19 protein-coding genes, 1 tRNA gene and 1 pseudogene are annotated in these 21,702 nt (G+C 42.1%); 8 read left to right on the top strand and 13 right to left on the bottom strand.

Translation table 11 applies throughout. The annotated features are described in order from the left end of the window. The first annotated feature begins 142 nt into the window (after positions 1-142). Positions 143-1,687, top strand: coding sequence for a bifunctional phosphoribosylaminoimidazolecarboxamide formyltransferase/IMP cyclohydrolase (purH, locus tag HWQ36_RS31225; RefSeq protein WP_292710049.1), 1,545 nt, complete (start codon positions 143-145; stop codon positions 1,685-1,687). Positions 1,688-1,933: 246 nt separating this feature from the next. Here the strand turns inward: purH and HWQ36_RS31220 are convergent, their stop codons facing one another. Then, a complete protein-coding gene (locus tag HWQ36_RS31220; protein ID WP_292710047.1) occupies positions 1,934-2,269 on the bottom strand; it encodes a hypothetical protein in 336 nt (111 codons plus the stop codon). A 247-nt stretch (positions 2,270-2,516) separates the two neighbouring features. Between HWQ36_RS31220 and HWQ36_RS31215 the strand changes: the two are divergent. Continuing rightward, a pseudogene (locus tag HWQ36_RS31215) lies at positions 2,517-3,149 on the top strand (HD domain-containing protein). A gap of 106 nt (positions 3,150-3,255) precedes the next feature. Here the strand turns inward: HWQ36_RS31215 and HWQ36_RS31210 are convergent. From HWQ36_RS31210 to bchI, 3 genes are all read right to left on the bottom strand, one after another. Continuing rightward, positions 3,256-3,318 (bottom strand) — tRNA-Lys (locus HWQ36_RS31210). A gap of 261 nt (positions 3,319-3,579) precedes the next feature. Then, positions 3,580-3,876, bottom strand: coding sequence for a hypothetical protein (locus tag HWQ36_RS31205; protein ID WP_292710045.1), 297 nt, complete (start codon positions 3,874-3,876; stop codon positions 3,580-3,582). Positions 3,877-3,957: 81 nt separating this feature from the next. Further along, complete coding sequence (bchI, locus tag HWQ36_RS31200; RefSeq protein WP_292710043.1) at positions 3,958-5,082, bottom strand: magnesium chelatase ATPase subunit I; 1,125 nt, start codon at positions 5,080-5,082, stop codon at positions 3,958-3,960. Between the two features lie 134 nt (positions 5,083-5,216). Between bchI and HWQ36_RS31195 the strand changes: the two genes are divergently transcribed. Both HWQ36_RS31195 and HWQ36_RS31190 read left to right on the top strand, forming a co-directional pair. Beyond that, positions 5,217-6,215 carry a DNA cytosine methyltransferase gene (locus tag HWQ36_RS31195; RefSeq protein WP_292710041.1) on the top strand — a complete coding sequence of 333 codons (999 nt, stop codon included), beginning with the start codon at positions 5,217-5,219 and terminating at the stop codon, positions 6,213-6,215. 541 nt (positions 6,216-6,756) lie between these two features. Further along, positions 6,757-7,980: a glycoside hydrolase family 10 protein gene (locus HWQ36_RS31190; protein ID WP_292710039.1), complete on the top strand. Its 1,224-nt coding sequence runs from the start codon at positions 6,757-6,759 to the stop codon at positions 7,978-7,980. 249 nt (positions 7,981-8,229) lie between these two features. Here the strand turns inward: HWQ36_RS31190 and HWQ36_RS31185 are convergent, their stop codons facing one another. The 6 genes from HWQ36_RS31185 to HWQ36_RS31160 form a co-directional block, all read right to left on the bottom strand. Continuing rightward, a complete protein-coding gene (locus tag HWQ36_RS31185) occupies positions 8,230-8,376 on the bottom strand; it encodes a hypothetical protein (protein WP_292710176.1) in 147 nt (48 codons plus the stop codon). Positions 8,377-8,602: 226 nt separating this feature from the next. Continuing rightward, positions 8,603-8,956 (bottom strand): diversity-generating retroelement protein Avd, encoded by a 354-nt coding sequence (gene avd / locus HWQ36_RS31180; protein WP_292710037.1) that lies wholly within the window; start codon positions 8,954-8,956, stop codon positions 8,603-8,605. A gap of 97 nt (positions 8,957-9,053) precedes the next feature. Next, positions 9,054-10,910 (bottom strand): SUMF1/EgtB/PvdO family nonheme iron enzyme, encoded by a 1,857-nt coding sequence (locus HWQ36_RS31175; protein WP_292710035.1) that lies wholly within the window; start codon positions 10,908-10,910, stop codon positions 9,054-9,056. 415 nt (positions 10,911-11,325) lie between these two features. Continuing rightward, a complete protein-coding gene (locus tag HWQ36_RS31170; protein WP_292710033.1) occupies positions 11,326-11,733 on the bottom strand; it encodes a type II toxin-antitoxin system VapC family toxin in 408 nt (135 codons plus the stop codon). Continuing rightward, positions 11,714-11,977, bottom strand: a complete 264-nt coding sequence (locus HWQ36_RS31165) for a hypothetical protein (protein WP_292710031.1) — start codon at positions 11,975-11,977, stop codon at positions 11,714-11,716. The genes HWQ36_RS31170 and HWQ36_RS31165 overlap by 20 nt, the downstream gene beginning before the upstream one ends. Before the next feature lie 104 nt (positions 11,978-12,081). Continuing rightward, positions 12,082-12,348, bottom strand: a complete 267-nt coding sequence (locus HWQ36_RS31160) for a type II toxin-antitoxin system ParD family antitoxin (RefSeq protein ID WP_292710029.1) — start codon at positions 12,346-12,348, stop codon at positions 12,082-12,084. A gap of 79 nt (positions 12,349-12,427) precedes the next feature. Between HWQ36_RS31160 and HWQ36_RS31155 the strand changes: the two genes are divergently transcribed. Further along, positions 12,428-12,646: a hypothetical protein gene (locus HWQ36_RS31155; protein WP_292710027.1), complete on the top strand. Its 219-nt coding sequence runs from the start codon at positions 12,428-12,430 to the stop codon at positions 12,644-12,646. Further along, positions 12,639-13,058 (top strand): hypothetical protein, encoded by a 420-nt coding sequence (locus tag HWQ36_RS31150; protein ID WP_292710025.1) that lies wholly within the window; start codon positions 12,639-12,641, stop codon positions 13,056-13,058. Before HWQ36_RS31155 ends, HWQ36_RS31150 begins: the two co-directional genes overlap by 8 nt. Before the next feature lie 53 nt (positions 13,059-13,111). Here HWQ36_RS31150 and HWQ36_RS31145 read toward each other — a convergent pair whose 3' ends face one another. Then, on the bottom strand, positions 13,112-13,849 hold the full coding sequence (locus tag HWQ36_RS31145; RefSeq protein ID WP_292710023.1) for a Ycf66 family protein: 738 nt from the start codon (positions 13,847-13,849) through the stop codon (positions 13,112-13,114). Between the two features lie 215 nt (positions 13,850-14,064). On the opposite strand from HWQ36_RS31145, the gene gndA reads away from it, so the two are divergent. After that, on the top strand, positions 14,065-15,495 hold the full coding sequence (gene gndA, locus HWQ36_RS31140; protein WP_292710022.1) for an NADP-dependent phosphogluconate dehydrogenase: 1,431 nt from the start codon (positions 14,065-14,067) through the stop codon (positions 15,493-15,495). Between the two features lie 280 nt (positions 15,496-15,775). On the opposite strand, the gene HWQ36_RS31135 is transcribed toward gndA, so the two are convergent. After that, positions 15,776-16,915, bottom strand: a complete 1,140-nt coding sequence (locus tag HWQ36_RS31135) for a serine/threonine-protein kinase (RefSeq protein WP_292710020.1) — start codon at positions 16,913-16,915, stop codon at positions 15,776-15,778. A 205-nt stretch (positions 16,916-17,120) separates the two neighbouring features. Next, positions 17,121-18,212 carry a calcium/proton exchanger gene (gene cax / locus HWQ36_RS31130; protein WP_292710018.1) on the bottom strand — a complete coding sequence of 364 codons (1,092 nt, stop codon included), beginning with the start codon at positions 18,210-18,212 and terminating at the stop codon, positions 17,121-17,123. Between the two features lie 526 nt (positions 18,213-18,738). On the opposite strand from cax, the gene HWQ36_RS31125 reads away from it, so the two are divergent. Next, on the top strand, positions 18,739-21,510 hold the full coding sequence (locus HWQ36_RS31125; RefSeq protein ID WP_292710016.1) for a DUF3536 domain-containing protein: 2,772 nt from the start codon (positions 18,739-18,741) through the stop codon (positions 21,508-21,510). Positions 21,511-21,702: the final 192 nt, after the last annotated feature.

The raw sequence follows: 21,702 nt of genomic DNA, 5'->3' as shown, positions 1-21,702 counted from the left end.
TTGTGTAAAAATCCTTCTTAATAGATAAAAGTGATAATCAGATGGTTATTAACGTTATTATCCCTAATGATCTTGAACTAAAGCAAGGCTTATGCAAAACTTGAGATCCTTCGCTTCTAGCCTATTTTTAAGGAATTGATCAATGGCGCGTCTAGCCCTGCTGAGTGTATCTAACAAAACTGGTTTAATTGACCTAGCCCGTAGCTTGGTTGAAGAATTTGACTTTGATTTAATCAGCAGTGGGGGAACAGCCCAAGCACTCAAAGATGCGGGACTCCCTGTCACCAAAGTTGCAGATTACACAGGTTCACCAGAAATTTTAGGTGGTCGAGTCAAAACGCTGCATCCCCGAATTCATGGGGGGATTTTGGCACGGCGAGATGTTCCTCAAGATATTACAGACTTAGAAAATAACCAAATTCGCCCAATTGATTTAGTAGTGGTGAATCTATATCCCTTTGAGGAAACGATCGCTAAACCAGGGGTAACATTATTAGAAGCAGTTGAACAAATTGATATCGGTGGCCCTGCTATGCTACGGGCATCATCGAAAAATTTCGCCCATCTGGCTGTATTATGCGATCCATCACAATATGACGAGTATTTGCAGGAATTGCGTCAAAATAAGGGCGTAGCATCTCTAGAGTTTCGGCAAAAGGCTGCATTAAAAGGATTTTCGCATACTGCTAGTTACGATCAAGCGATAGCGCAAGCGCTGACTTGTCAGTTCGCATCTTACCTCGCAGGAACACAGCAGTACACCCTTAGCGGCACACAATTGCAATCTCTGCGTTACGGCGAAAACCCTCATCAACCCGCCGCCTGGTATGAAACTGGTACTACCTCAACAGGATGGGCAGCCGCCACGAAACTGCAAGGTAAAGAACTGAGTTACAATAACTTAGTTGATTTAGAAGCCGCACGCCGAATTATTGCTGAATTCACTGATACCCCAGCAGCAACGATTATTAAACATACAAATCCCTGTGGTACGGCATTAGGAAGCACGATTTCCGAAGCCTACAAAAAAGCTTTTAATGCTGATTCTACTTCTGCCTTTGGTGGGATTGTCGCACTCAACCGTCCAATTGATGCGGTTACGGCCAACGAGTTAACGAAAACATTTCTTGAATGTGTGGTTGCACCAAGTTGTGATGCAGAAGCTGAAGAAATCCTGGGCAAAAAATCTAATGTCCGGGTTTTGATTTTACCAGATTTTAGCAGTGGCACTAAGGATACAGTGAAAGCGATCGCAGGTGGTTTTCTTGTCCAAGCTAGCGATGACATCACTGCTGATACCAGTCAATGGCAAATAGTCACCGAACGTCAACCCACCGACAGCGAATTAGCCGAATTACTGTTTGCTTGGAAAGTTTGCAAACACGTTAAATCTAATGCCATTGTTGTTACGAGCGATCGCACTACACTAGGAGTAGGTGGTGGTCAAATGAACCGCGTCGGCTCAGTTAAAATTGCCCTAGAACAAGCTGGAGAAAAAGCCAAAGGTGCAATTCTCGCCAGCGATGGATTTTTCCCCTTCGATGATTCAGTCAGAACAGCCGCAGCCGCAGGAATTACAGCCATTGTCCAACCAGGGGGAAGTCTGCGCGATAAAGATTCAATCAAAGCTGCTAACGAACTGGGTTTGCTGATGGTTTTAACTGGTGTACGTCACTTTTTACACTAAATTATTGCTTATTAGGTGTGCAGTTAAGAAAGTGTCATACCATATACTTTCTTTATAATTGAATTCGTGATATCGTTCGCTTGTGTGAGGAGCAAGTTCAAAATGAAAAGCGCCTGGGGTGGAAACACGGCAACACTCCCAAGCGCTTTTCAATTTGTCAATGAGAGGAAAAGGGGCAGGGAGCAGGGGAGAAATCCCCATACGCAAATGTAGTTGCTCTGAACTAAGGAAGTATTATCTCTCGTATTACACATCTCGTTCGCGCAGCGTGCCGTAGGCATAATAAATATTTTTATTTTTGGGCATAAATAAATTTACTTGCTCTGAAAAGATAGTCAGGCAGCGTATTTTAAACATCTTTCCCCCTGCTCCCTTCCCCCTGCTCCCTGCTCCCTGCTCCCCTCCCCCTGCCTCTTCGGTCAGAAATTGGATTGTTTGTGAAGTTTTGAAAATATCACTCAATATACTTGCCATTAGATAGAAGTAGTGATATATTTTATTTGTGTGTGAGGAGCAAGTTGAGAATAAAAAATGCCTGGGGTGGAAACACGGCAACACTCCCAGGCATTTTTTAATTTGCATATAAAAATTTGATCGTTGGTACAGTTTTAAAAGTGTCACTCACTTTGATCGTATTTTCATTAAAGCAGTGATATTATTTAATCGTGTGTGAGGAGCAAGTTAAAAATAGAGAGCGCCTGGGGTGGAAACACGGCAACACTCCCAGGCGTTTTTTAATTGGAATGCAGACAGAAAAAATGTCTTGCAAATGTGCTGGAGTTAAAAATCGAAAATCCAGTCAATAATTATCCAAAAATCAGAAATTCAGGTGCAAATCAATCGGCTGACTCAACAAATTCAGTTCATCATCGAAATTGATCGATTGAAACAGGTAATGCGGCAAACCCTACTTATTGATGGGTCGCGCCGAGAAAATAGTGCAGAACACTCTTGGCATTTAGCTGTAATGGCGATCGCCTTAGTAGATTATGCCCCACAAGGTGTTGATATATTTTATGCCATCAAAATGCTGCTAATTCACGATTTGGTAGAAATAGATGCAGGTGATACTTTCTGTTACGATGTGCAGGGTAATCACAGCAAAGCAGAACGAGAAGCACAAGCAGCATTGCGTTTATTCTGACTTTTGCCCGCAGACCAAGGTAGCGAGTTGCGTTTACTCTGGGATGAGTTTGAAGCAGGAGAAACACCCACCGCCAAATTTGCCGCAGCCCTAGACCGTATACAGCCTTTGCTGCATAATCAGCAAACTCAGGGCGGGACTTGGCGGATTCATGGCATTAGCCGCAATCAGGTAATGAAACGGGTAGCGCCAGTAGAAACAGGTGCCCCGGAACTATGGCCCTTTGTCCTGCAATTGATTGATGATTGTGTGACAGTAGGGTATCTTAAAGATGATACTGCCCTAATTACTCAAGATTTTCGCGCTGAAAATTATTAGCTTTTTCCTATTGCAGTTGCTCTCCATTTTGTTGGAGAGTAAAGGCAGTTATACAGTCGTAAGAGTTTCTAAACCAAATACCTGATTAAATACTTTAAAAGTGGGTGACGAGGGATTTGAACCCGCAACCAATAGATTAAGAGTCTACTGCTCTAAATATAAATGAGCAGCATTTGAGTCGCGGGATTGATGGTTGCGATCGCTAAAAATGAAAGATTTTACACTTAATTGAGTAGCCGATGAGTAGCAAAAGGATGATAATTGCCTGAAGTGCTTACTCAGCAATCATCCTATTGAGTTGTGTATGGAATTGGTAGAAATGCAAAATTGGTGATTGGGCATTGGGCACTTGTACTGAGCGAAGTCGAAGTATTGGGCATGGGGCATTGTTAATTAAGTTTCTTCCCCATTCCCTATTCCCTATTCCCCATTAAATACCGTACATTAAGTCTGCAAACCCATAGAGACTGATGATAAGCAATAATGATGCTGTTAGTTGGGTAATTCGCGCCTGGGGTGAGGGCGCGATCGCTTCCCGCACTAAGATAGAAATAGATGCCCCGACTACTAGGCTCAAGCCTAAGATTAAATAGGGTCTGTCTGGTAAAACACTGGCTATTGCCAGCATAGCGATCGCTAATAAGAGCATCAATAATTCTACAAACCTGGGCGGGTTGTATTGGCTAGATAGAACAAAGCTGTTAAACCAAAAAGACCAAAATCTCATAGTCAGTGTTGAGTGCTGAGTTATAAAGTTAGAGACGCGATTAATCGCGTCTGTACAAGAGTTAGGAGTTAGTCCTAATTTTTAACCCCTAGCCCCTAACTTTTGACCTGTGCCGTTTTTTTGTGCAGTATCACTTTCTGGTAATTCTACGCCAAAGATGCGGCTAAAAACTTTGGCGACTTTGTAGCCAGAATCAATCGATTCTAAGGGGTCTTTCCGCAGTCTGTGACGCAAGCATAGCGTAATTACGCGGTGGATATCATCAACTGTAACTTCAGTGCGTCCTTCATAAGCTGTTAAGGCTTTGGCGGCACGGTTACTAACAATGTCACCCCGCAAACCATCTACATCCAGTTCAGAACAGACTTCCGAAATTTTTACCCGTAGTTCATAGTCCATTTTCACTTCTGGCAAAAGCTGTTGAGCATTGACAATTTGCTCTTGCAATGCTTCTTGCTGAGGTTTGTAGTTTTCGAGAAAGACTGGAGGATTTTGGTCAAAATCCGCCCGTTGTTCCACGATTTGCACCCGCAAGGCTGGTTCTTTTACCGTGTGAATTTCTGCGTGCATCCCAAAGCGATCGAGTAATTGGGGACGCAGTTCGCCTTCTTCAGGGTTTCCAGAACCCACAAGAACAAAACGCGCTGGGTGACGGATAGAAATACCTTCCCGTTCTACAGTGTTCCATCCACTGGCGGCGGAATCGAGTAGCACGTCTACGAGGTGGTCATCTAGTAAGTTGACTTCATCCACATAGAGAATGCCCCGGTTAGCCTTTGCCAGCAGTCCTGGTTCAAAAGCTTTGACACCTTCAGATAAAGCTTTCTCAATGTCGATTGTGCCACAAACTCGGTCTTCTGTGGCTCCTAGAGGCAGGTCTACCATTTGGACTTTTTTATGAGCTACAGGAATTTCCGCCCCTTGTTCTAAAAGTTGGCGGACTTCATCACTCATCAAGTCAGGGTCGCTAGGATCGCTACTGAAAGGGTCATTGGCAACCACAGAAATTTCTGGCAGCAGATCCGCCAGCGCCCGGATAGTTGTGGATTTACCGGTGCCGCGATCGCCCATAATCATTACACCACCAATTTTGGGGTCAATCACGTTCAATAGGAGCGCCAGTTTCATTTCTTCCTGGCCCACAATTGCCGTAAAAGGAAATACCACGCGACGCGTACTTGCCGTGGATTGAGCAGTTGGACTCACTAAATTACCTTAACAATATTTTTCTTATTACAGTTTTCTATTGTGACACAGGTGGGGTGTGGAAGATTTAGTAATTTTAAAGGCATTATTAAATACAATTTTTTAAGTATATATACTAAAAAATATATAAATGTATGAAAGAAAAATCTATAGATGATACCAAAAACTCTTCACTTAGAGTTTTAGACCTTTTTGCAGGTTGTGGAGGGTTATCCTTAGGGTTTCAAAATGCTGGTTTTAATATTGTAGCAGCATTTGATAATTGGAAACCAGCTATAGATGTTTATCAAAAAAACTTTAGCCATGAAATTTTTGATTACGATCTTAGTAATTTAAGGAAAAACTATCAAATTTTTAGAGAAATATGTCCTGAAATTATTATTGGCGGCCCACCTTGCCAAGACTTCTCTAGCGCCGGTAAACGCGATGAAAATTTAGGAAGAGGAGATTTAAGTATTGTATTTTCTGAGATAGTTACAAGTGTTCTTCCTCAATGGTTTTTGATAGAGAACGTAGACCTATTTCGTAAAAGTAATAAATATAAAGAGGTTAAACAAATATTCAAAGATACTGGATATGGTTTAAGTGAAATAATTTTGGATGCTAGTCTGTGCGGTGTCCCTCAAAAACGAAAAAGATTTTTTTGCTTTGGAGAGTTACAAGGAAAAGACGAAAGTCTAGAACCTTACCTGAAAAAAAGGTTAGCAGACAAACCAATGACCATTAGAGATTATCTGGGAAATAAATTAGAAATTGAATATTACTACAGACATCCAAGAAGTTACCAAAGAAGAGGAATTTTTAGTATTGATGAACCTAGCCCAACAATAAGAGGAGTTAATCGTCCTATTCCTAAAACCTATAATAAACACCCTAGAGATCCAGTCGGTGTTACAGAAAGCTTGCGCCCATTGACTACAATTGAAAGAAGCTATTTGCAAACTTTCCCTGAAAACTTTATTTTTGAAGGGACAAAAACAGACCTTGAGCAGATGATAGGAAATGCTGTTCCAGTAAAGCTTGCAGAGCATATTGCTCAAAGTATACTTGAATATATTAAAGATAATTTAAATACTTCTATAAGAGTTGGAAAGACAACTTCTGTTTCAAAATTCAGTTCAGATAAAAAATAAAATAAGAGATTCAACTTACTAGTTTAAATCTCCGAAAATGTTTTTACTTTAGTCTTAGTTTAACTCCTATTTCTCAAAGTTTACATCCAATACGGTTCGGTTAATGTTTTTTGATAGAAATTCTAGATCGTAAAGACGCGATAAATCATCACAAAGACGGCGATTCATAGCGTCTCCTGCCTAACCGAATAGTATTGAGTTTACATCAACCTATTAGCGAAAATTTATCCATCAGCAATTATCATTTTTACACATTTATAATTTTATTTTTTGGAAGTCATAAAGTGAGATGGAATATAACCAATGCCCAATTGCCAATTGTCCATTTCAATATCTATTGGGCACTAATGACTACTTGCTGCGTCATAGCTATAGGTCTACTTTAGTTTTTCTAATGCAAAAGTTCCATAAGCAGGAAACTAATAACTACCAATTCATCAATCTTATTTAAGTATCAATACTTATATACTAGATGGTTAGTAGATTCAATCTTAAAAGCGAAAAATGGCGTGTGTGGGTAGCTAATGCATCATTCAAATCTATGAAATCACCTTTTATTATTCAAAGTTGGCGGCGACTACTTAAGTATCTTTTTCCGATTCTCATTTTAATATCCTTTGTTACGGTATTACTGGTAGATAGTTTTACTCCTGCAATTAGCGAAGGTTGGGGCTTTAGCGCCATCGCACAGTTACCCCGTCAAGAAATTCGCGGGGTTTGGATGACCACCAATGATTTTGACACCCTCAAGGATCGCGCCAAAGTTCAGGATGCCGTGAGTCAATTACGACGGCTGAACTTTAACACCATCTATCCTGTAGTGTGGAATTCTGGCTATGTGATGTATCCTAGCGCGATCGCACAACGTGCAGGTATTCAACCTTTTGTTTACAAAGGTGTAGATGGACATGATATTCTTGCAGACCTGATTACCCAAGCCCATCGCAAAGGATTGCTAGTAATTCCCTGGTTTGAGTTTGGTTTCATGGCTCCTCCAACGTCGGAACTAGCACTGAATTATCCTGATTGGTTCACACAAAAGCGGGATGGTAGCCAAACTTCAAACAGTGCGGCTGGTGAGGTGATGTGGCTCAATCCATTCCTTCCACAAGTGCAACAGTTCATCACCAACCTCGTGCTGGAAACTGTCACTCAATATGATGCCGATGGTATTCAGTTTGACGATCATACGAGTTTGCCCCACGAATTTGGCTACGACCAATATACAGTTGCTTTGTACACCAAAGAAACCAAAAATGCTCCCCCAAAGAATTCCCAAGATGCGGCATGGGTAAAGTGGCGGGCAGATAAAATTACGACATTTATGGTACAACTTAACCAAGCCGTGAAGCAGAGAAAACCACAAGCAATTTTCTCTATTTCTCCTAATTATCATGATTTTGCTTACAAGTTTCACCTACAAGACTGGCTGAGTTGGATACGGCAAAATATTGTAGACGAGTTAATTGTGCAAGTTTATCGTCCTGATCTGCAAAGTTTTGTGGCTAATATTTCTCGCCCAGAAATTCAAGAAGCACAAAAAATAATTCCAACTGGAATTGGTATTATGACAGGGTTACGAAATAATCCAGTTCCTATGCAGCAAATTAAGTCTCAGGTGCGGGCTGCTCAAGAACGCGGTCTAGGCGTAACTTTCTTTTATTATGAAAGTCTTTGGAACGATGCTTTAGAACCCTTAAACGAGCGACAAGTTGGATTTGGAAGTCTCTTTCCATCTCCTGCACTCCGCGCCAGAGTTGAATAACTTTTCTGTTGAAGATTATGCTAGCAGACTAGAAATTAAGGTTATTTTGTCTAATGGTAGCGCGATCGCTTGAAATAAAGTATCTATATAGCGGTTCTCAATTGTATGGAATACAGACCTAACCCCCAGCCCCTTCCCTACAAGGGAAGGGGAGTAAAATTCAAAGCCTCTCTCCTTTTAGGAGAGAGGTTTGGAGAGAGGTCAAAGTGTATTGCATCCGAACAAGAAGCGCTATATAAGCAGTCGAATTCACTTTAAAATTAGGTGAATCGGACAACTGTTCGACCTTGCTAAAACATTTTCTCGAAAACGTTTACCCCGTTGTGCTTGCTGGGCGGCTGATAGTAAATTCCCAAATTCTATAATTTCATTCCAAAGATTTCCATATCGTTTCATTTAAATTGACCCACGCAGGTGGGTTTTGCCTGTATAGCCGCGATTTCTAATCGCCTGGTTTATTAATAATTTCATTCCAAGGGACTTCCAATAAATAAATTATTCAATCTTGTGGGGTGGGCGTCTCGCCCGCCCGTAGTCAAGGGCGGGCGAGACGCCCACCCCACAAGAAGTAATTGAGTATTTTTGAAATTGGAAGTCCCCAAAGTTGCTGGTAGAATATTTTTTAATTGGAAGTACCTGGTTTAATTTTTTGCTGTTTTATCCATCCACCTAAATCAATGCCAATATCATTTAAAAGTTTTTCAGCATACTCATAACGCTCTGTCTTAATTAAGTTAAATTCTAAAAGTAGGCGAGTTTGATAACGTAAAATATCTAGTTTACTATTCAATAATTCTAAATGAGCTAATTTCTGTTTAGCATACCGTGCTATAATCAGAATATCTAATAAATTGTATAGTTCTGTAATAATTCGATTTCCTAGCAAAAATTTATGATCTCTAGGAAGGCGGTTTAAAATAGGTACATACCACTTGATTAAATCGTAAGTCTTTTGTATTATAGGTAAATCATCCATACAAAATTAAAAAAAATTGATCGCGCAGAGCGCGAGACATTAAGAAGGGTAAAGAAATAAAGAGCAAAGTGCTAAAGGGCAAGAGTGTAAAGGGCTACTAAGTCCTGCCCCGAACCAACACAACCCGAAAACCCACGTTGCTGTGCCTGCTGCCACGCGCGTAATCGAAGCGACACGCCGAGCGGCAATTCCCGGGACTGTCGGGCCACGAACCACCACGCCACAGCCGATTTTGATTATCATTATCAACTAACCAAGCGCTTCCGTCTTTTGGCGCTCCGTTATAATTTTTGTGCCACTCATCCTGACACCATTCCCAAATATTACCATGCATATCAAATAAACCAAAGGAGTTTGCAGGAAATTTTCCCACATCTGTTGTTTGCTTACGATATTCACCCTTTGGTGCAGAACCATAGGTATAGTCGCCATTGTAATTCGCTAAGTCCGTTGTAATCGTTTCGCCAAAATAAAACGGGGTGGTTGTTCCTGCGCGACAAGCATATTCCCATTCTGCTTCACTGGGTAAGCGATAGGTTTTCCCAGTCTTTTTAGATAGCCGAGCGCAAAACTCAATTGCATCATCCCAAGAAACCTGTTCAACAGGTCGATTAGCACCTTTAAAATAGGATGGGTCGGGTTTTAAATCAATATTAACCTTGGGTAAATCAGCAACGGCTTTCCATTGACTCTGAGTTACTGAAAATTTCCCCATGAGAAAGGGTTGAACGGTGACGGTGTGCTGTGGACTTTCATAGCTACTTCTTTCTGGCTCACTCTCTGGCGAACCCATCAGAAATTTACCACCAGGGATTGCAACCATCTCCAGAACTACACCATTACCCAAGTTTTCTCTAAAAAACTCAGCGCGTCCCCGACTGAGGTTAATTTCATAGGTTTTTTTAATGCCTAAAAATCCTGCTGATTTGGGGGTTAGGGTGGCAATTTCAAACTCAAACGGCTGAGTTTGAATACCTGGAGGAGATGATTCCCTGTTTAGTCGTTCTTGTAATTCTGCTTCCCGTCTTTTATTTTCGGCTCTTTCTTGCTCTAGGCGTAATATTTCTGCTTGCTTTCTTTGATATTCGACTCTTTCTTGTTCTCGCAGAAGTTTTTCTGCTTGTCGTTTTTGATACTCTATTTCTTGTTCTTTTTTTAGGCGAACTACATCTTCATTTTTAAGCAGATAGTATTTCTGGAATGTCTCTAATTCAGTTTCAGATTTTTCACGCAATGGATATCCTTGTTCATCTACAAAACTTGCCAAGAATTGCCTATATTTATCTAGATTTTTCTTATATATACCGTAAGGTTCTAATGCTTTTTCTCGAACTGCACTAGCTTCTGTATCTGTTAATTTTAACTTTTCTTGTAAATCTTTTAATATATCAGACTCCACAGGAGAAATATCGCCATCAGACGCAAATTCTTCAGCCTTGTGACGATATTCAATTATGGCGGCTTCCCTGATTAACCGTTGTTGTTGACGCTCCTTAATGAGTTGTTCAGCAGCAACCTTAATTCCCTGAGCTACATTCGTGAATGCATCATCTTGATTACTCCAAGACTTAATAGGTAGGGCATTTTTGGGCAGAGCTTGTAGTTTAGCAAATGGTGCATCTTGCCAAAAAACGTTTCGCAGAATAATTGGAATGACACAAGCCTCTCCAGCTTCGTGGCGTTCTATAGCTTTGGTAACTTCAACATCCCAGCAGTATTTAGAATATATAAAGTCTGAACTGACTAGTAATAAAATGATATCGGCTGTATTTAAATTTTCATTAATCTGCTGATCCCATTCTTTTCCAGGTGGTATTTTGCGATCGTGCCAAGTTGAAGTAATACCTTGCCGTTCCAACATAGTCAGGTGTTTAGCCAGTTCATCCTTTAGGGGTTCGTCTTTGTGTGAGTAGGAACAAAACACCTTGAGTGGTTCTAACAAAACATCTGCCATTTTGCGTCTTTAAAAGTAGTACAAATTACGCTTCTTACAAATTATAGTATTTTTGCCTGATTTCCTTGATAAACCGTAACGCACCTTAAGGAACTAAAATATTTAAAGCTGGGGGTATAGCATTGCGATCGCTATATGCTTTGATATATTCTAATGCTACTAGTACAGTTCGGCAGAAATAAACAGACCATTTGAAATGTCTAAAACCCTTACGCAACGGTAATTACGAATTACGAATTACGAATTACGAATTACGCGAAGCGGTACTACTCTGTCAAATCCATTTTGACGGTTAGAGAGACGCGATAAATCGCCGTCTCTACGGGGAATTTATCCATCAATTATTTATTGACAGACTACTACTGCGATCGCTATATAAAATCGACAGGGTAACTTTTATTGCAATCAAAGCACGTCAAGCTTGGCTCCAGTCTTGCAACTCTAGTACTTCAACTCTACCAAAATGACGCTGATTATGAGTAATCATAACTAGATTATTGGCGATCGCAACCCCAGCAATGAGCAAATCAATGTCGTCGATGGGAATCCCTTGGAGTCGCAAGTTTGCGTAGATATCTGCGGATAAGGTGACTGATTGTTCAGTAAGGGGTAAGACAGTATTTTGGGCGACAAACTCCAAAAACAAAGCGAGTTGCTTTTGGGCATCACAGTGCTTTAAGCCGCTGAGAATTTCGTAATAAGTGATGATACTAATGTTGATTTGACGATAGGTTATCAAGTAATTCTGAAACTGAGCTACTACATTAGTATTACCTCGGAAGAACAAGGACAAGATATCAGTATCAATCAATGCTGGTTTCACGGTTTTGTCTTTGAGAAAATGCTTGCTGACGACGGATAGCAATCTCGTCTGAAAATTCGCCGTATGCTTCATCTGACATATCGCTCCAGCAACCTGCGAACTGCATGATAGCAGCAGTGTTATGGTTGTTAGTTTCTGAGTTTAGTCGAAATCCGTGAATCATCTCATAGAGTTGTGCTAACTTAGCATCTGGGATTTGCTGCACTTCTTCTAAGACTTTAACTCTCCATTCAGAATCGTGCATTACCTAATTTCTCCTGATTTTCCAATTTTTAACTTTAATACAAGAAAGAGACTTATGACCCTAACCTAAATCTTGGCTTGCTTCTTTGGCAATAAAATATTCCATTACCCTTGAGTCTCACGCGCTTTGCGTAACTTATCTGATAGTTGCGCCATCACCACTTCACCATCTATTACCTCTCCACGTTCAATAGAAGCAAGCCCAACAGCTATTTTTTTCTGGGTTTCTTCTTCCCATTCCTGATAACCTTTCTCCCATTCTTCCAGCAGTTTCAATGCTTTAACAATCACATCTTCAGCATTTTCATATCTACCTGTAGCAATTCGGGTTTGTATAAATTGCTCGTATTCCGCCTTAAGTTGGATGTTCATAATTGTTATTCCTAGTTAGCTAAGAGCATTCCCCAAACTATGCTCTAAAATTTATCTAAATTCATTAAAGCCTTAACTTATGCTTCTTACCGAACTCATACCGCTAGTTAAAAAATTATCCCACACTGATAAACTCTTATTAATACATTTCCTGGCAGCTGAATTGTTAAAGGAATCAAGTTTAGTCCTATTGGATGCTCAGGATAAAGTAACAAGTCTTGGCTTATATGATTCTTTTGAAGCTGCTGCTGTTTTAGCGAAGGCATTAGCAGAAGAAAAAGCGGCAACACATGGTTGATAAAGTTAGATTAGCATTTACTGAGGTAAACCCAGAACTCGGTGCATTAAGTACGCTGCCTTATCTGCCGCTAATTTTAACTTATCAGAATCGCTCTGTAAGTGTATCAGGCTTGCTAGATACTGGTTCTACTGTCAACGTATTGCCCTACGAAATCGGGTTAAGGCTGGGAGCAGTTTGGGAACGTCAAAGACTCTCCGTTCCATTGGGTGGTAATCTGGCTAGGTTTGAGGCGAGGGCATTGGTGTTGATGGCGAATGTTGAACAATTTCCGGCAGTAGAGCTAGCTTTTGCTTGGACAAGAGATAGAAACGCCCCATTAATTTTAGGACACATGAATTTCTTTTTAGCGTTTGATGTGTGCTTCTATCGTTCTGAATTAGCGTTTGAAATCAGCCCTAAAATAGCCTGATGGAAATAGTGAAACCCAACATTATATTAGGTTAATGTTGGGTTTCACAGAATTTAATTACCTTGATTAGGCGGTATTTCTTCAGGTGGCGTTTCTGCTGGGGGAGCGAGTACCGCATCCGGCGCAATTTCTTCTACAGAAATCGGTTGCTTATCCTCAATTTCAAAATCTGGTTGCGCTGCTTCCACCAATTCCCAGGATGGGGGATTTGGTGGAATCGCTTCTGGTACACTCTCGGTTTTTGCTTCGGTGTTGGTAGTAACTGTCTCCTCTGCTGGTGGTTCTGGTATGACAATAGTTTTGTCAATAATCTCAATAGCAGGTTGTTCTGACATTACAGAGATAATATCTTCAGGTTTGGGCGTTGTGGGTGTTTTTTTACTCACAGTCTGCTGCACCTTGTCTTTCGCGCCACTGAAGGTGCTACCAAGACCTTTTTGCAACTGGCCCAGCCGTTCCTGAAGGGACAACTTATTCACCTGTTCTTGAATGCCAGTTTTTACCGTCTCAGCACTGGGCACTTGGGTTTGTTGTGCTTGGGGGGTCAATTGGCGACGTAATGATAGAGTTTGCCAGCCAAACCAGACTAAAAGAGCCACACTAGCCACATGACCCAGCAACAAACCTCCAGTAATGCGTGGTGCAAACACCCATAAGACTAAAGCATAGAAAAGTCCTACGCCACTCCAGATAAAGTCATTCTTGCGGTGGATTTCTGGAAAAAAGAAAGCTGCTATGTAAATAGCTAAACTACCAAGACCGACCACCAAAGCTAGGACAAATGCCAGCATTATTTGGTTACTCCTTACTGCGTCCTTTGACTATTTCAATTTTGCAAATTATGCCAGTCAATTGTTGATTTAGATACAATTTAAAATTAATTATCCGTGTTAGTTGTGGATTTTTGCCCTTTATTCAAGTCTTAAGGTCTTCTTTAGGGGAGAACGGAAAATATCGGACTACCCTTATAGGTAAAGGATCTGCAAGAGTTAGCCAGAAATTTTTTATGACACTACAAAGCTTTGGTGTGATTGGATTAGCCGTTATGGGTGAGAACATCGCTCTAAACGTGGAGCGCAATGGCTTCCCAATTGCAGTTTACAACCGCTCCCGAGAAAAAACGGATGCGTTTATGGCGCAGCGTGCGCCAGGAAGGAACGTCAAAGCCGCCTTTACTCTAGAAGAATTCGTTGCCTTATTGGAACGTCCCCGCAAAATTCTAGTAATGGTGCAAGCTGGTAAGCCAGTGGATGCGGTGATTGCTCAACTCAAACCCTTGTTAGAGGAAGGCGATATCATTATCGACGGTGGCAACTCTTGGTTTGAAGATACGGAACGACGCACTCAGGAATTAGAACCCGCAGGGCTTCGGTATCTTGGTATGGGTGTCAGTGGCGGTGAAGAAGGGGCGCTAAATGGCCCCTCTCTGATGCCTGGAGGTACAACAAGCTCTTACGAGTTCCTATCACCAATTTTCAACAAAATTGCTGCCCAAGTCGATGATGGCCCTTGTGTGACCTATATTGGCCCTGGTGGTTCTGGCCACTATGTCAAAATGGTACACAACGGCATTGAGTATGGCGATATGCAGCTAATTGCTGAAGCCTACGACTTGTTGAAAAATGTCGCTGGATTAAATCCTAGTCAGTTACATGACGTGTTTGCTGAATGGAACACCACCGATGAACTCGATTCATTTTTGATTGAGATTACGAAGAATATCTTCCCATATATTGACCCAGAAACAAATCGACCCTTGGTAGATTTGATTGTTGACGCAGCAGGTCAAAAGGGAACTGGGCGCTGGACTGTACAAACTGCATTGGAATTGGGAGTTGCTATTCCCACAATTACAGCAGCAGTTAATGCCCGGATTATATCTTCGATTAAAGAGGAGCGGGTTGCAGCATCTAAAGTCCTTACAGGCCCCAGTGGCAAGTATGACGGGCAAACTAAGGACTTTATCAATAAAGTACGTGATGCCCTCTATTGCTCAAAAATCTGTTCTTATGCTCAAGGGATGGCGTTGCTATCCACAGCTTCAAAAACATATAACTGGAATTTGGATTTGGGCGAAATGGCGCGGATTTGGAAAGGTGGTTGTATTATTCGCGCTCGCTTTTTGAATAAGATTAAAAAGGCTTTTAGCGAAAATCCAGCTTTGCCTAACTTGCTGTTAGCTCCCGAATTTAAGCAGACAATTCTCGACAGACAGACTGCTTGGCGGGAAGTGATTGCGACAGCTGCAACACTGGGAATTCCAGTACCCGCATTTAGCGCATCCTTGGATTATTTTGACAGCTATCGCCGCGATCGCTTGCCTCAAAATCTAACTCAAGCACAACGCGATTACTTCGGCGCACATACCTACCTGCGTCTTGATAAGCCCGGAAGTTTCCATACTGAATGGGTACCCATTGCTGAAGCTAAGAAGTAAACTTTTGCATATCTGTATCAGAATATTGTGAAAGGTTAGTCAGTTTCAAAATACAGATTTAGAAGTGGCTCTGAGTTTCAGAGTCACTTTTTTTACGTAGACGCTTCGGCTTCCCGCAGGGTACCGCAGAGGCGCAGAAAACGCAGAGGAAGAGAGGAGGATAAGACCAAAACACTTGTAGAGACGGCGATTTATCGCGTCTCAAAAACCCACAATTTTGTACAAGTAGCGCTTAACCCAAGCGTATTGGATAATAGCGGTTCTTTATTTTTTATTGATTTTAGGGGTTGTTATTACCAAGATATTTGGCTTTTAATTCTTCTAATTCTTCATCTATTTTAGTTTTATTAGAAGGCCCAGATGTGGAAATTGGTGGTTGTATTTTATTTGGTTGAGGTTTGCTACCACCCAAAAATTGAGTTTTCATTTCCTCTAGTTCTAGATCAATTTGACTAGGAGATGGCGATACAAATGTGGATGGAGAATTGGGTGGTGATTGAGGGATAGACTTTGGCTTTATCGCTGGCGTAGCTGCTACTTGCGATTGGTGATTTAAGTCGTTGAGAACTTCATCTACTGTTTGATAACGCCGAATGGGAATGCTTTCTAGCATTTTGTTGAGAATGTGACTCAACTGATTACTGATAGGAGTTTGCAAGTATTGCTGCCAAACCCAAGTATCGTTGTTGGTATCATAAGAATCGAAGGGCGATCGCACTGTTAATAAATTAATACAGGTAGCACCCAAGCTGTAAATATCGCTGGCAAAAACAGCCCTACCTCTCATTTGCTCAGGGGCAACATATTCTGGACTACCTATACTTGTACCAGTTTGATTTAAGGCAGCGCCAGTGGCAGATTTCGCCGCCCCAAAATCTACTAATACTAGTTTGCGATCGCCGCTACGTAAAATAATATTTTCTGGCTTAATATCGCGGTGAATTACTTGTCTAGCATGACAAAATTGTAAAACTGACAATAAATCATTTAATAGTTGCCGAATTTGCGTTTCATTGAAAGCACCCCTATGTGCCAATTCCTGAGCTAAGTTGTGCCCGTCGATAAATTCTTGTACAAGATACTGCCGGTTTTCTTGGGTAAAATATGCCAGGAGTTCGGGAATTTGGGGATGTTTGCCCAATTCATCTAACTGCACCGCTTCTTGGTTAAATAACTCTACGGCTTTTGCCAGAGTGTTAGTGCCTTGAGATTGGGGATAAAATTGCTTAATTACGCAGCGTGGTTTTGAAGGTTTATCCTCATCCACAGCTAAGAAGGTTCTGCCAAAACCACCTTGTCCGATTGGTTTGATAGCACGGTAACGTTCTTTGAGGAGTAACTTAGAACCGCAAGTCCGGCAAAACTTGACATCATGAGGATTTTCAGGCTTGGGACAATGGGGATTAAGGCAGTAGCTCATACAGGCGATCGCTCTTATATGTTCTTATTTTCTCCTGTCCCAGGCAAAAGAGGGTAATTAACTGATTTTGGATTTTAAATTTTAAATTTTGGATTGGTGTCACGTAGAAGGGGGAAAAGCGGGTGGAGGAACAATGAACCAAAAGAATCTAAAATCTAAAATCATCAAGTGCGATGGCTAACGGGCTACGCCTACGCACTGCTAACTACCCCATATTTTCCATAACTGGATGGAAGTAGAAGGCGAACCCCAATACTGTATAAGCAGCTAATAACAAAGTGCCTTCAAGCCAATTGGACTTACCATCGGAACTAATACTGTTGGCAATCAACACTGACACAACCACAGCTACTAATTCAAAGGGTTTGAAATCCAAATCCATTGGTTGGCCCAATATCCGCCCTGCTATTACCAACACGGGCGCGACAAATAGAGCAATCTGCATACTCGATCCCACAGCTACCGAAAGGGAAAGATCCATCTTATTTTTCATCGCCACGGTGACTGCTGTAGCGTGTTCAGCCGCGTTACCGACGATGGGAACCAAAATCACCCCTGTAAACAGCGCCGTCAAACCTAGCTGAGATGTGGCCACCTCCAAAGAATCGACCAACATTTCTGACTCAATTGCCACTAGCAAGGTACATACTAACAGCACGCTAACCCACAACATCATATTTGGTTTAGCATGAGGGGTTTCTTCTGCTTCTATCTCCGCTACACCCACATCATAAAGATAGGAATGGGTTTTCATTGAAAATAGCAGCGTTAGGGCGTAAACCAGAATTAATACTACAGCAACAGCAATAGAAAGATTTTGCAGTGTTTCTTGGTTAATTCCTTGAGAGGTATAGTTCATCGCTGTTGGCATCAAAATGGCAATCACTGCCAAATTCATCGAAGCAGCATTCACCCGCGCCACAATTGGCTGAAATGTCTGTTCTTTGTAGCGCAGTCCTCCCAAAAGCATGGAAAAACCCATTACCAGTAGTAAGTTGCTAATAATCGATCCCGTGATACTGGCTTTGACTACATCTATTAACCCAGCGTTCAGCGCTACTAAAGCGATGATTAGTTCTGTAGCATTGCCAAAGGTGGCGTTTAACAAGCCCCCCAATGATGGCCCAACTACCACAGCAATTTCTTCTGTGGCTGTACCCATCCAAGCTGCTAAGGGCAGAATTGCTAATCCAGCTGTAATGAAAACGATCAATTCTCCCCACTCCAGAAAGTGGGCTACTAAGGAAACTGGGATAAACAGTAATAAAACGAAAAGAATAATGTTTTTGGTTGACATTTGGTCTTTTGGGTTGAAGGTATCATTCACAGCGAGCAATCCTAAATTTAAAATTTGGAGTGTTGAATTAAAAATTATTTTCACTCATCACTCCGATATGGTACTCTCAACCACCTGTAGACCAATTCAGAAATTGTACTGTTTTCAGTTCACTATAGTGTATGTAAAATAAGATTGCGATTTAAGGAGTTTTTGTAATCTTTTGTTGCAAAAGTATGAATTTGAGCCATAATATTACACCAAGAATGGGGTTTAATATATTAAAAGACAATTAAAATTTTAATTGGCGCTGAAGAAAAGGAAACCCCTAACTGAGTTTTTGTTCAATGGCTAATTACTTTGAGCCTTCAGGGAAAGGGCTGTGCGATAACGCAGATTTCCCACTACAATGAGAAAGATTTGTCAAAAATTTGGTTGGATTCCATAGTTGTTGTTTATACCGGATTTTGTGTTTAAGCCATTGGAGAAAGGTTTATGCACAATGCTTTCGGTGCAACTGCAAGTTTTTTGTTTTGGATAAATATACATGACTTCTGCTGCTGAAATGCCAGCTAGCTCTGGCTCAACGTTAACATTACATTCAGATCCCAATAACACTAGAGAAACCGATCCCCTGAGAAAGGCTAATGGTGTTTATGTGACGGTGCATGGTCATTTTTACCAGCCACCGAGGGAAAACCCTTATCTGGACGCAATTGAACGCCAACCGAGCGCTGCACCTTTCCATGACTGGAATGAGCGGATTCACTGGGAATGCTATCGTCCAAATGCCTTTGCCAGAGTCTTAAATGACCAAGGCGAAGTGGTGAGGATCGTCAATAATTATGAGTATTTCAGTTTTAATATTGGCCCAACGCTGATGTCGTGGCTAGAACGCTACGATGTGGAGGTTTATCAGCGCATTTTAGAGGCAGATGCCAAGAGTAGCGATCGCCTGCATGGTCATGGCAATGCGATCGCGCAAGTATACAATCACATCATCATGCCTCTGGCGAACGAGCGCGACAAATATACCCAAATTCGCTGGGGTAAAGAAGATTTCCGCTCCCGCTTTGGCCGCGATCCCGAAGGGATGTGGCTAGCAGAAACTGCTGTAGACTACGCCACCCTAGAAGCTCTTGTTGCTGAGGGGATTCGCTTCATTGTCCTTGCACCGTCTCAAGCCCTGCGTTGCCGTCCCCTCCCGACTCCAGATCATCCCCATCCTGAATGGATCGAAGTCGGTGGTAGTCAGATTGATTCTACCCGTCCCTATCGTTGTTATTTGCAGCCCACACTAGACACTTCATCTTCACCTCTGAGTACGATCAAAGAAGGGAGTAGGGAATTGGGAGTAGGGAATGGGGATAGTAACCACTCCCCACTCCCTAGTACAGAGGCGATTAATCGCGTCTCCCTCCCCTACATTGATATCTTCTTCTACGATGGCCCGATATCGCGGGACATGGGTTTTAGTGATGTCGTTTATAACTCCAGTCACTTTGCCGGACGGATAGGTTCGGCAGTGCGTGGGGATCATCGGCCAACACAGTTAATCTCTGTGGCGACAGATGGGGAAACCTTCGGACATCACAAGAAGGGAACAGAGAAAACCTTAGCTTATGCCTTTACTAAAGAGTTTCCTCAACAAGGTTGGACGGTAACGAACTTCGCCCACTACCTGAGCTTAAATTCTCCCGGCTGGGAAGTGGAATTAAAGTCAGTCACAGCCTGGAGTTGCGCCCACGGTGTCGGCAGATGGGAAGATGACTGTGGTTGCGGTGGAGAAGGCGGTGTTTGGCATCAAAAATGGCGTCGTCCCTTGCGGGATGCCCTAAATTGGCTGCGGGATCAACTAACTGATGTGTATGAGGAACATGGTAGGCAGTTATTTCGCGATCCCTGGCAAACACGAGATGAATATATCCAAGTAATGCGCGATCGCTCTGCTGGTAATGTTAACCGTTTCCTCGCCCGTCATCAAACCCACAAACTAACAGCAGCCGAACAAGTAGACGCTTTGCGTCTGTTAGAAATGCAGCGTCACTCTTTGTTGATGTTCACTAGTTGCGGCTGGTTTTTTGAAGAAATTTCTCGTCCAGAGGGGACGCAAATTCTGCGCTACGCCGCCCGTGCTTTGGAATTGGCAGGGGAAGTGGCTGGTGTGCAGTTGGAAAAAGGCTTCGTCAAACGTCTTGGTTTAGCCCCCAGTAATGTGGATGAATTCAAACACGGTGCGGAAATTTATCGGCAACTCGTGTTAACTGCCCAGCTGGGCTTTAAGCAAGTAGCAGCCCATTACGCTATTACTTCCCTGTTTAATAATCAGAAACCAGCACAGACGCACAATTCTTTGCCTAGAAAAGATGTGGCTGACAAACAGTCTCAGCGTTACCACAAAAAAGTTTATTGCTACGCTGCTAATGAGCTAGATTACCAACTGCAACGCATGGGATCGCTAACTCTGGCTGTTGGAAGTTTAAAGCTAGTATCAGAGATTACTTGGGAAAGTGAGCATTTGGTATTTGCGGTTCTGCATTTGGGAGGCTGGGATTTCCACTGCTGCATTCAACAATTTACCGGGCGGCGTGACTACAGCCAATTAAAAGAAAAGCTGTTTGGGGCACTAAAACAAGCTAGTGCGGCTCATACTATCTTGGCGATGACACAGCTATTTGGCGAAGAAGCTTTCAGCTTGCAAAATCTATTTGCTGAAGAACGCCACCGAATTATGCGACTGCTTAGTCAGGAAACACTGACACGTTTAGGACAGTTGTATACCCAAGCCTACCGTGATAATTATGGGGTGCTGATGGCGTTTCATCGTGATGAAATAGCAGTACCACAAGAGTTGCAGGTGGCAGCCGATATTGCTTTAGGACATCGCTGTCTAATGACATTGCGATCGCTTGAGCAAGATATCGCTGATTCCCAAAAGAGTTGGAGTCACATACTAGAATTGGAAGCGATCGCTACTGAAGCAAAACATCTGCGTTGTCGGCTGAATATTCCCGACGGTAGGCAGATGTTAGAACAGTTAATTGCGCGATCGCTTTGGCAATTGTTGCACGATGCCAATGGTAGTTTTAATGCAGATATCCAGCTATTAGAGAGATTGATTGATGTCGGGGATCAACTAAATATTGACATTTCCCTACAGCGATCGCAAGAACTCTATTTTAGTTGTCTGCACAGTCAGATAGCGCCGGTGTGTATTACTAGCCTTGGGAATGAAGGAGATAATCAGTGTCTTCAGTTGCTCAAGTTGGGCAAAAAGTTAGCTGTTGATGTCAGCGCGATCTCAAATCAGTTGGGATAGATGTAGGGTAGCACGGTAAAAATCTGGCGCAGAGAGAAGGGGAAAATTTTCCCCTTCTCTTTTTAATTTCCGGCGTTGCATATTTGCGGGATGATTTTACTATTTTTGTGGGATGGGCAACACGATCGTCCCTTGTATTTCCGGGCGGGCAGGATGCCTACCCCACAAGAATCATCCCTTAATTCAGCAATG

It is taken from the genome of Nostoc sp. NMS2, from assembly GCF_017115105.1.
GTDB lineage: Bacteria > Cyanobacteriota > Cyanobacteriia > Cyanobacteriales > Nostocaceae > Nostoc.
This window is presented reverse-complemented; position numbering and strand designations above follow the sequence as displayed.

What these genes read in the sequence shown, in the direction of transcription:
- purH (WP_292710049.1), top strand. Translation starts at nt 143, where the DNA reads ATGGCGCGTCTAGCCCTGCTGAGTGTATCTAACAAAACTGGTTTAATT.
- HWQ36_RS31220 (WP_292710047.1), bottom strand. Translation starts at nt 2,269, where the DNA reads ATGCAAATTAAAAAATGCCTGGGAGTGTTGCCGTGTTTCCACCCCAGG.
- HWQ36_RS31205 (WP_292710045.1), bottom strand. Translation starts at nt 3,876, where the DNA reads ATGAGATTTTGGTCTTTTTGGTTTAACAGCTTTGTTCTATCTAGCCAA.
- HWQ36_RS31195 (WP_292710041.1), top strand. Translation starts at nt 5,217, where the DNA reads ATGAAAGAAAAATCTATAGATGATACCAAAAACTCTTCACTTAGAGTT.
- HWQ36_RS31190 (WP_292710039.1), top strand. Translation starts at nt 6,757, where the DNA reads ATGAAATCACCTTTTATTATTCAAAGTTGGCGGCGACTACTTAAGTAT.
- HWQ36_RS31185 (WP_292710176.1), bottom strand. Translation starts at nt 8,376, where the DNA reads ATGAAACGATATGGAAATCTTTGGAATGAAATTATAGAATTTGGGAAT.
- avd (WP_292710037.1), bottom strand. Translation starts at nt 8,956, where the DNA reads ATGGATGATTTACCTATAATACAAAAGACTTACGATTTAATCAAGTGG.
- HWQ36_RS31175 (WP_292710035.1), bottom strand. Translation starts at nt 10,910, where the DNA reads ATGGCAGATGTTTTGTTAGAACCACTCAAGGTGTTTTGTTCCTACTCA.
- HWQ36_RS31165 (WP_292710031.1), bottom strand. Translation starts at nt 11,977, where the DNA reads ATGCACGATTCTGAATGGAGAGTTAAAGTCTTAGAAGAAGTGCAGCAA.
- HWQ36_RS31160 (WP_292710029.1), bottom strand. Translation starts at nt 12,348, where the DNA reads ATGAACATCCAACTTAAGGCGGAATACGAGCAATTTATACAAACCCGA.
- HWQ36_RS31155 (WP_292710027.1), top strand. Translation starts at nt 12,428, where the DNA reads ATGCTTCTTACCGAACTCATACCGCTAGTTAAAAAATTATCCCACACT.
- HWQ36_RS31150 (WP_292710025.1), top strand. Translation starts at nt 12,639, where the DNA reads ATGGTTGATAAAGTTAGATTAGCATTTACTGAGGTAAACCCAGAACTC.
- HWQ36_RS31145 (WP_292710023.1), bottom strand. Translation starts at nt 13,849, where the DNA reads ATGCTGGCATTTGTCCTAGCTTTGGTGGTCGGTCTTGGTAGTTTAGCT.
- gndA (WP_292710022.1), top strand. Translation starts at nt 14,065, where the DNA reads ATGACACTACAAAGCTTTGGTGTGATTGGATTAGCCGTTATGGGTGAG.
- HWQ36_RS31135 (WP_292710020.1), bottom strand. Translation starts at nt 16,915, where the DNA reads ATGAGCTACTGCCTTAATCCCCATTGTCCCAAGCCTGAAAATCCTCAT.
- cax (WP_292710018.1), bottom strand. Translation starts at nt 18,212, where the DNA reads ATGTCAACCAAAAACATTATTCTTTTCGTTTTATTACTGTTTATCCCA.
- HWQ36_RS31125 (WP_292710016.1), top strand. Translation starts at nt 18,739, where the DNA reads ATGACTTCTGCTGCTGAAATGCCAGCTAGCTCTGGCTCAACGTTAACA.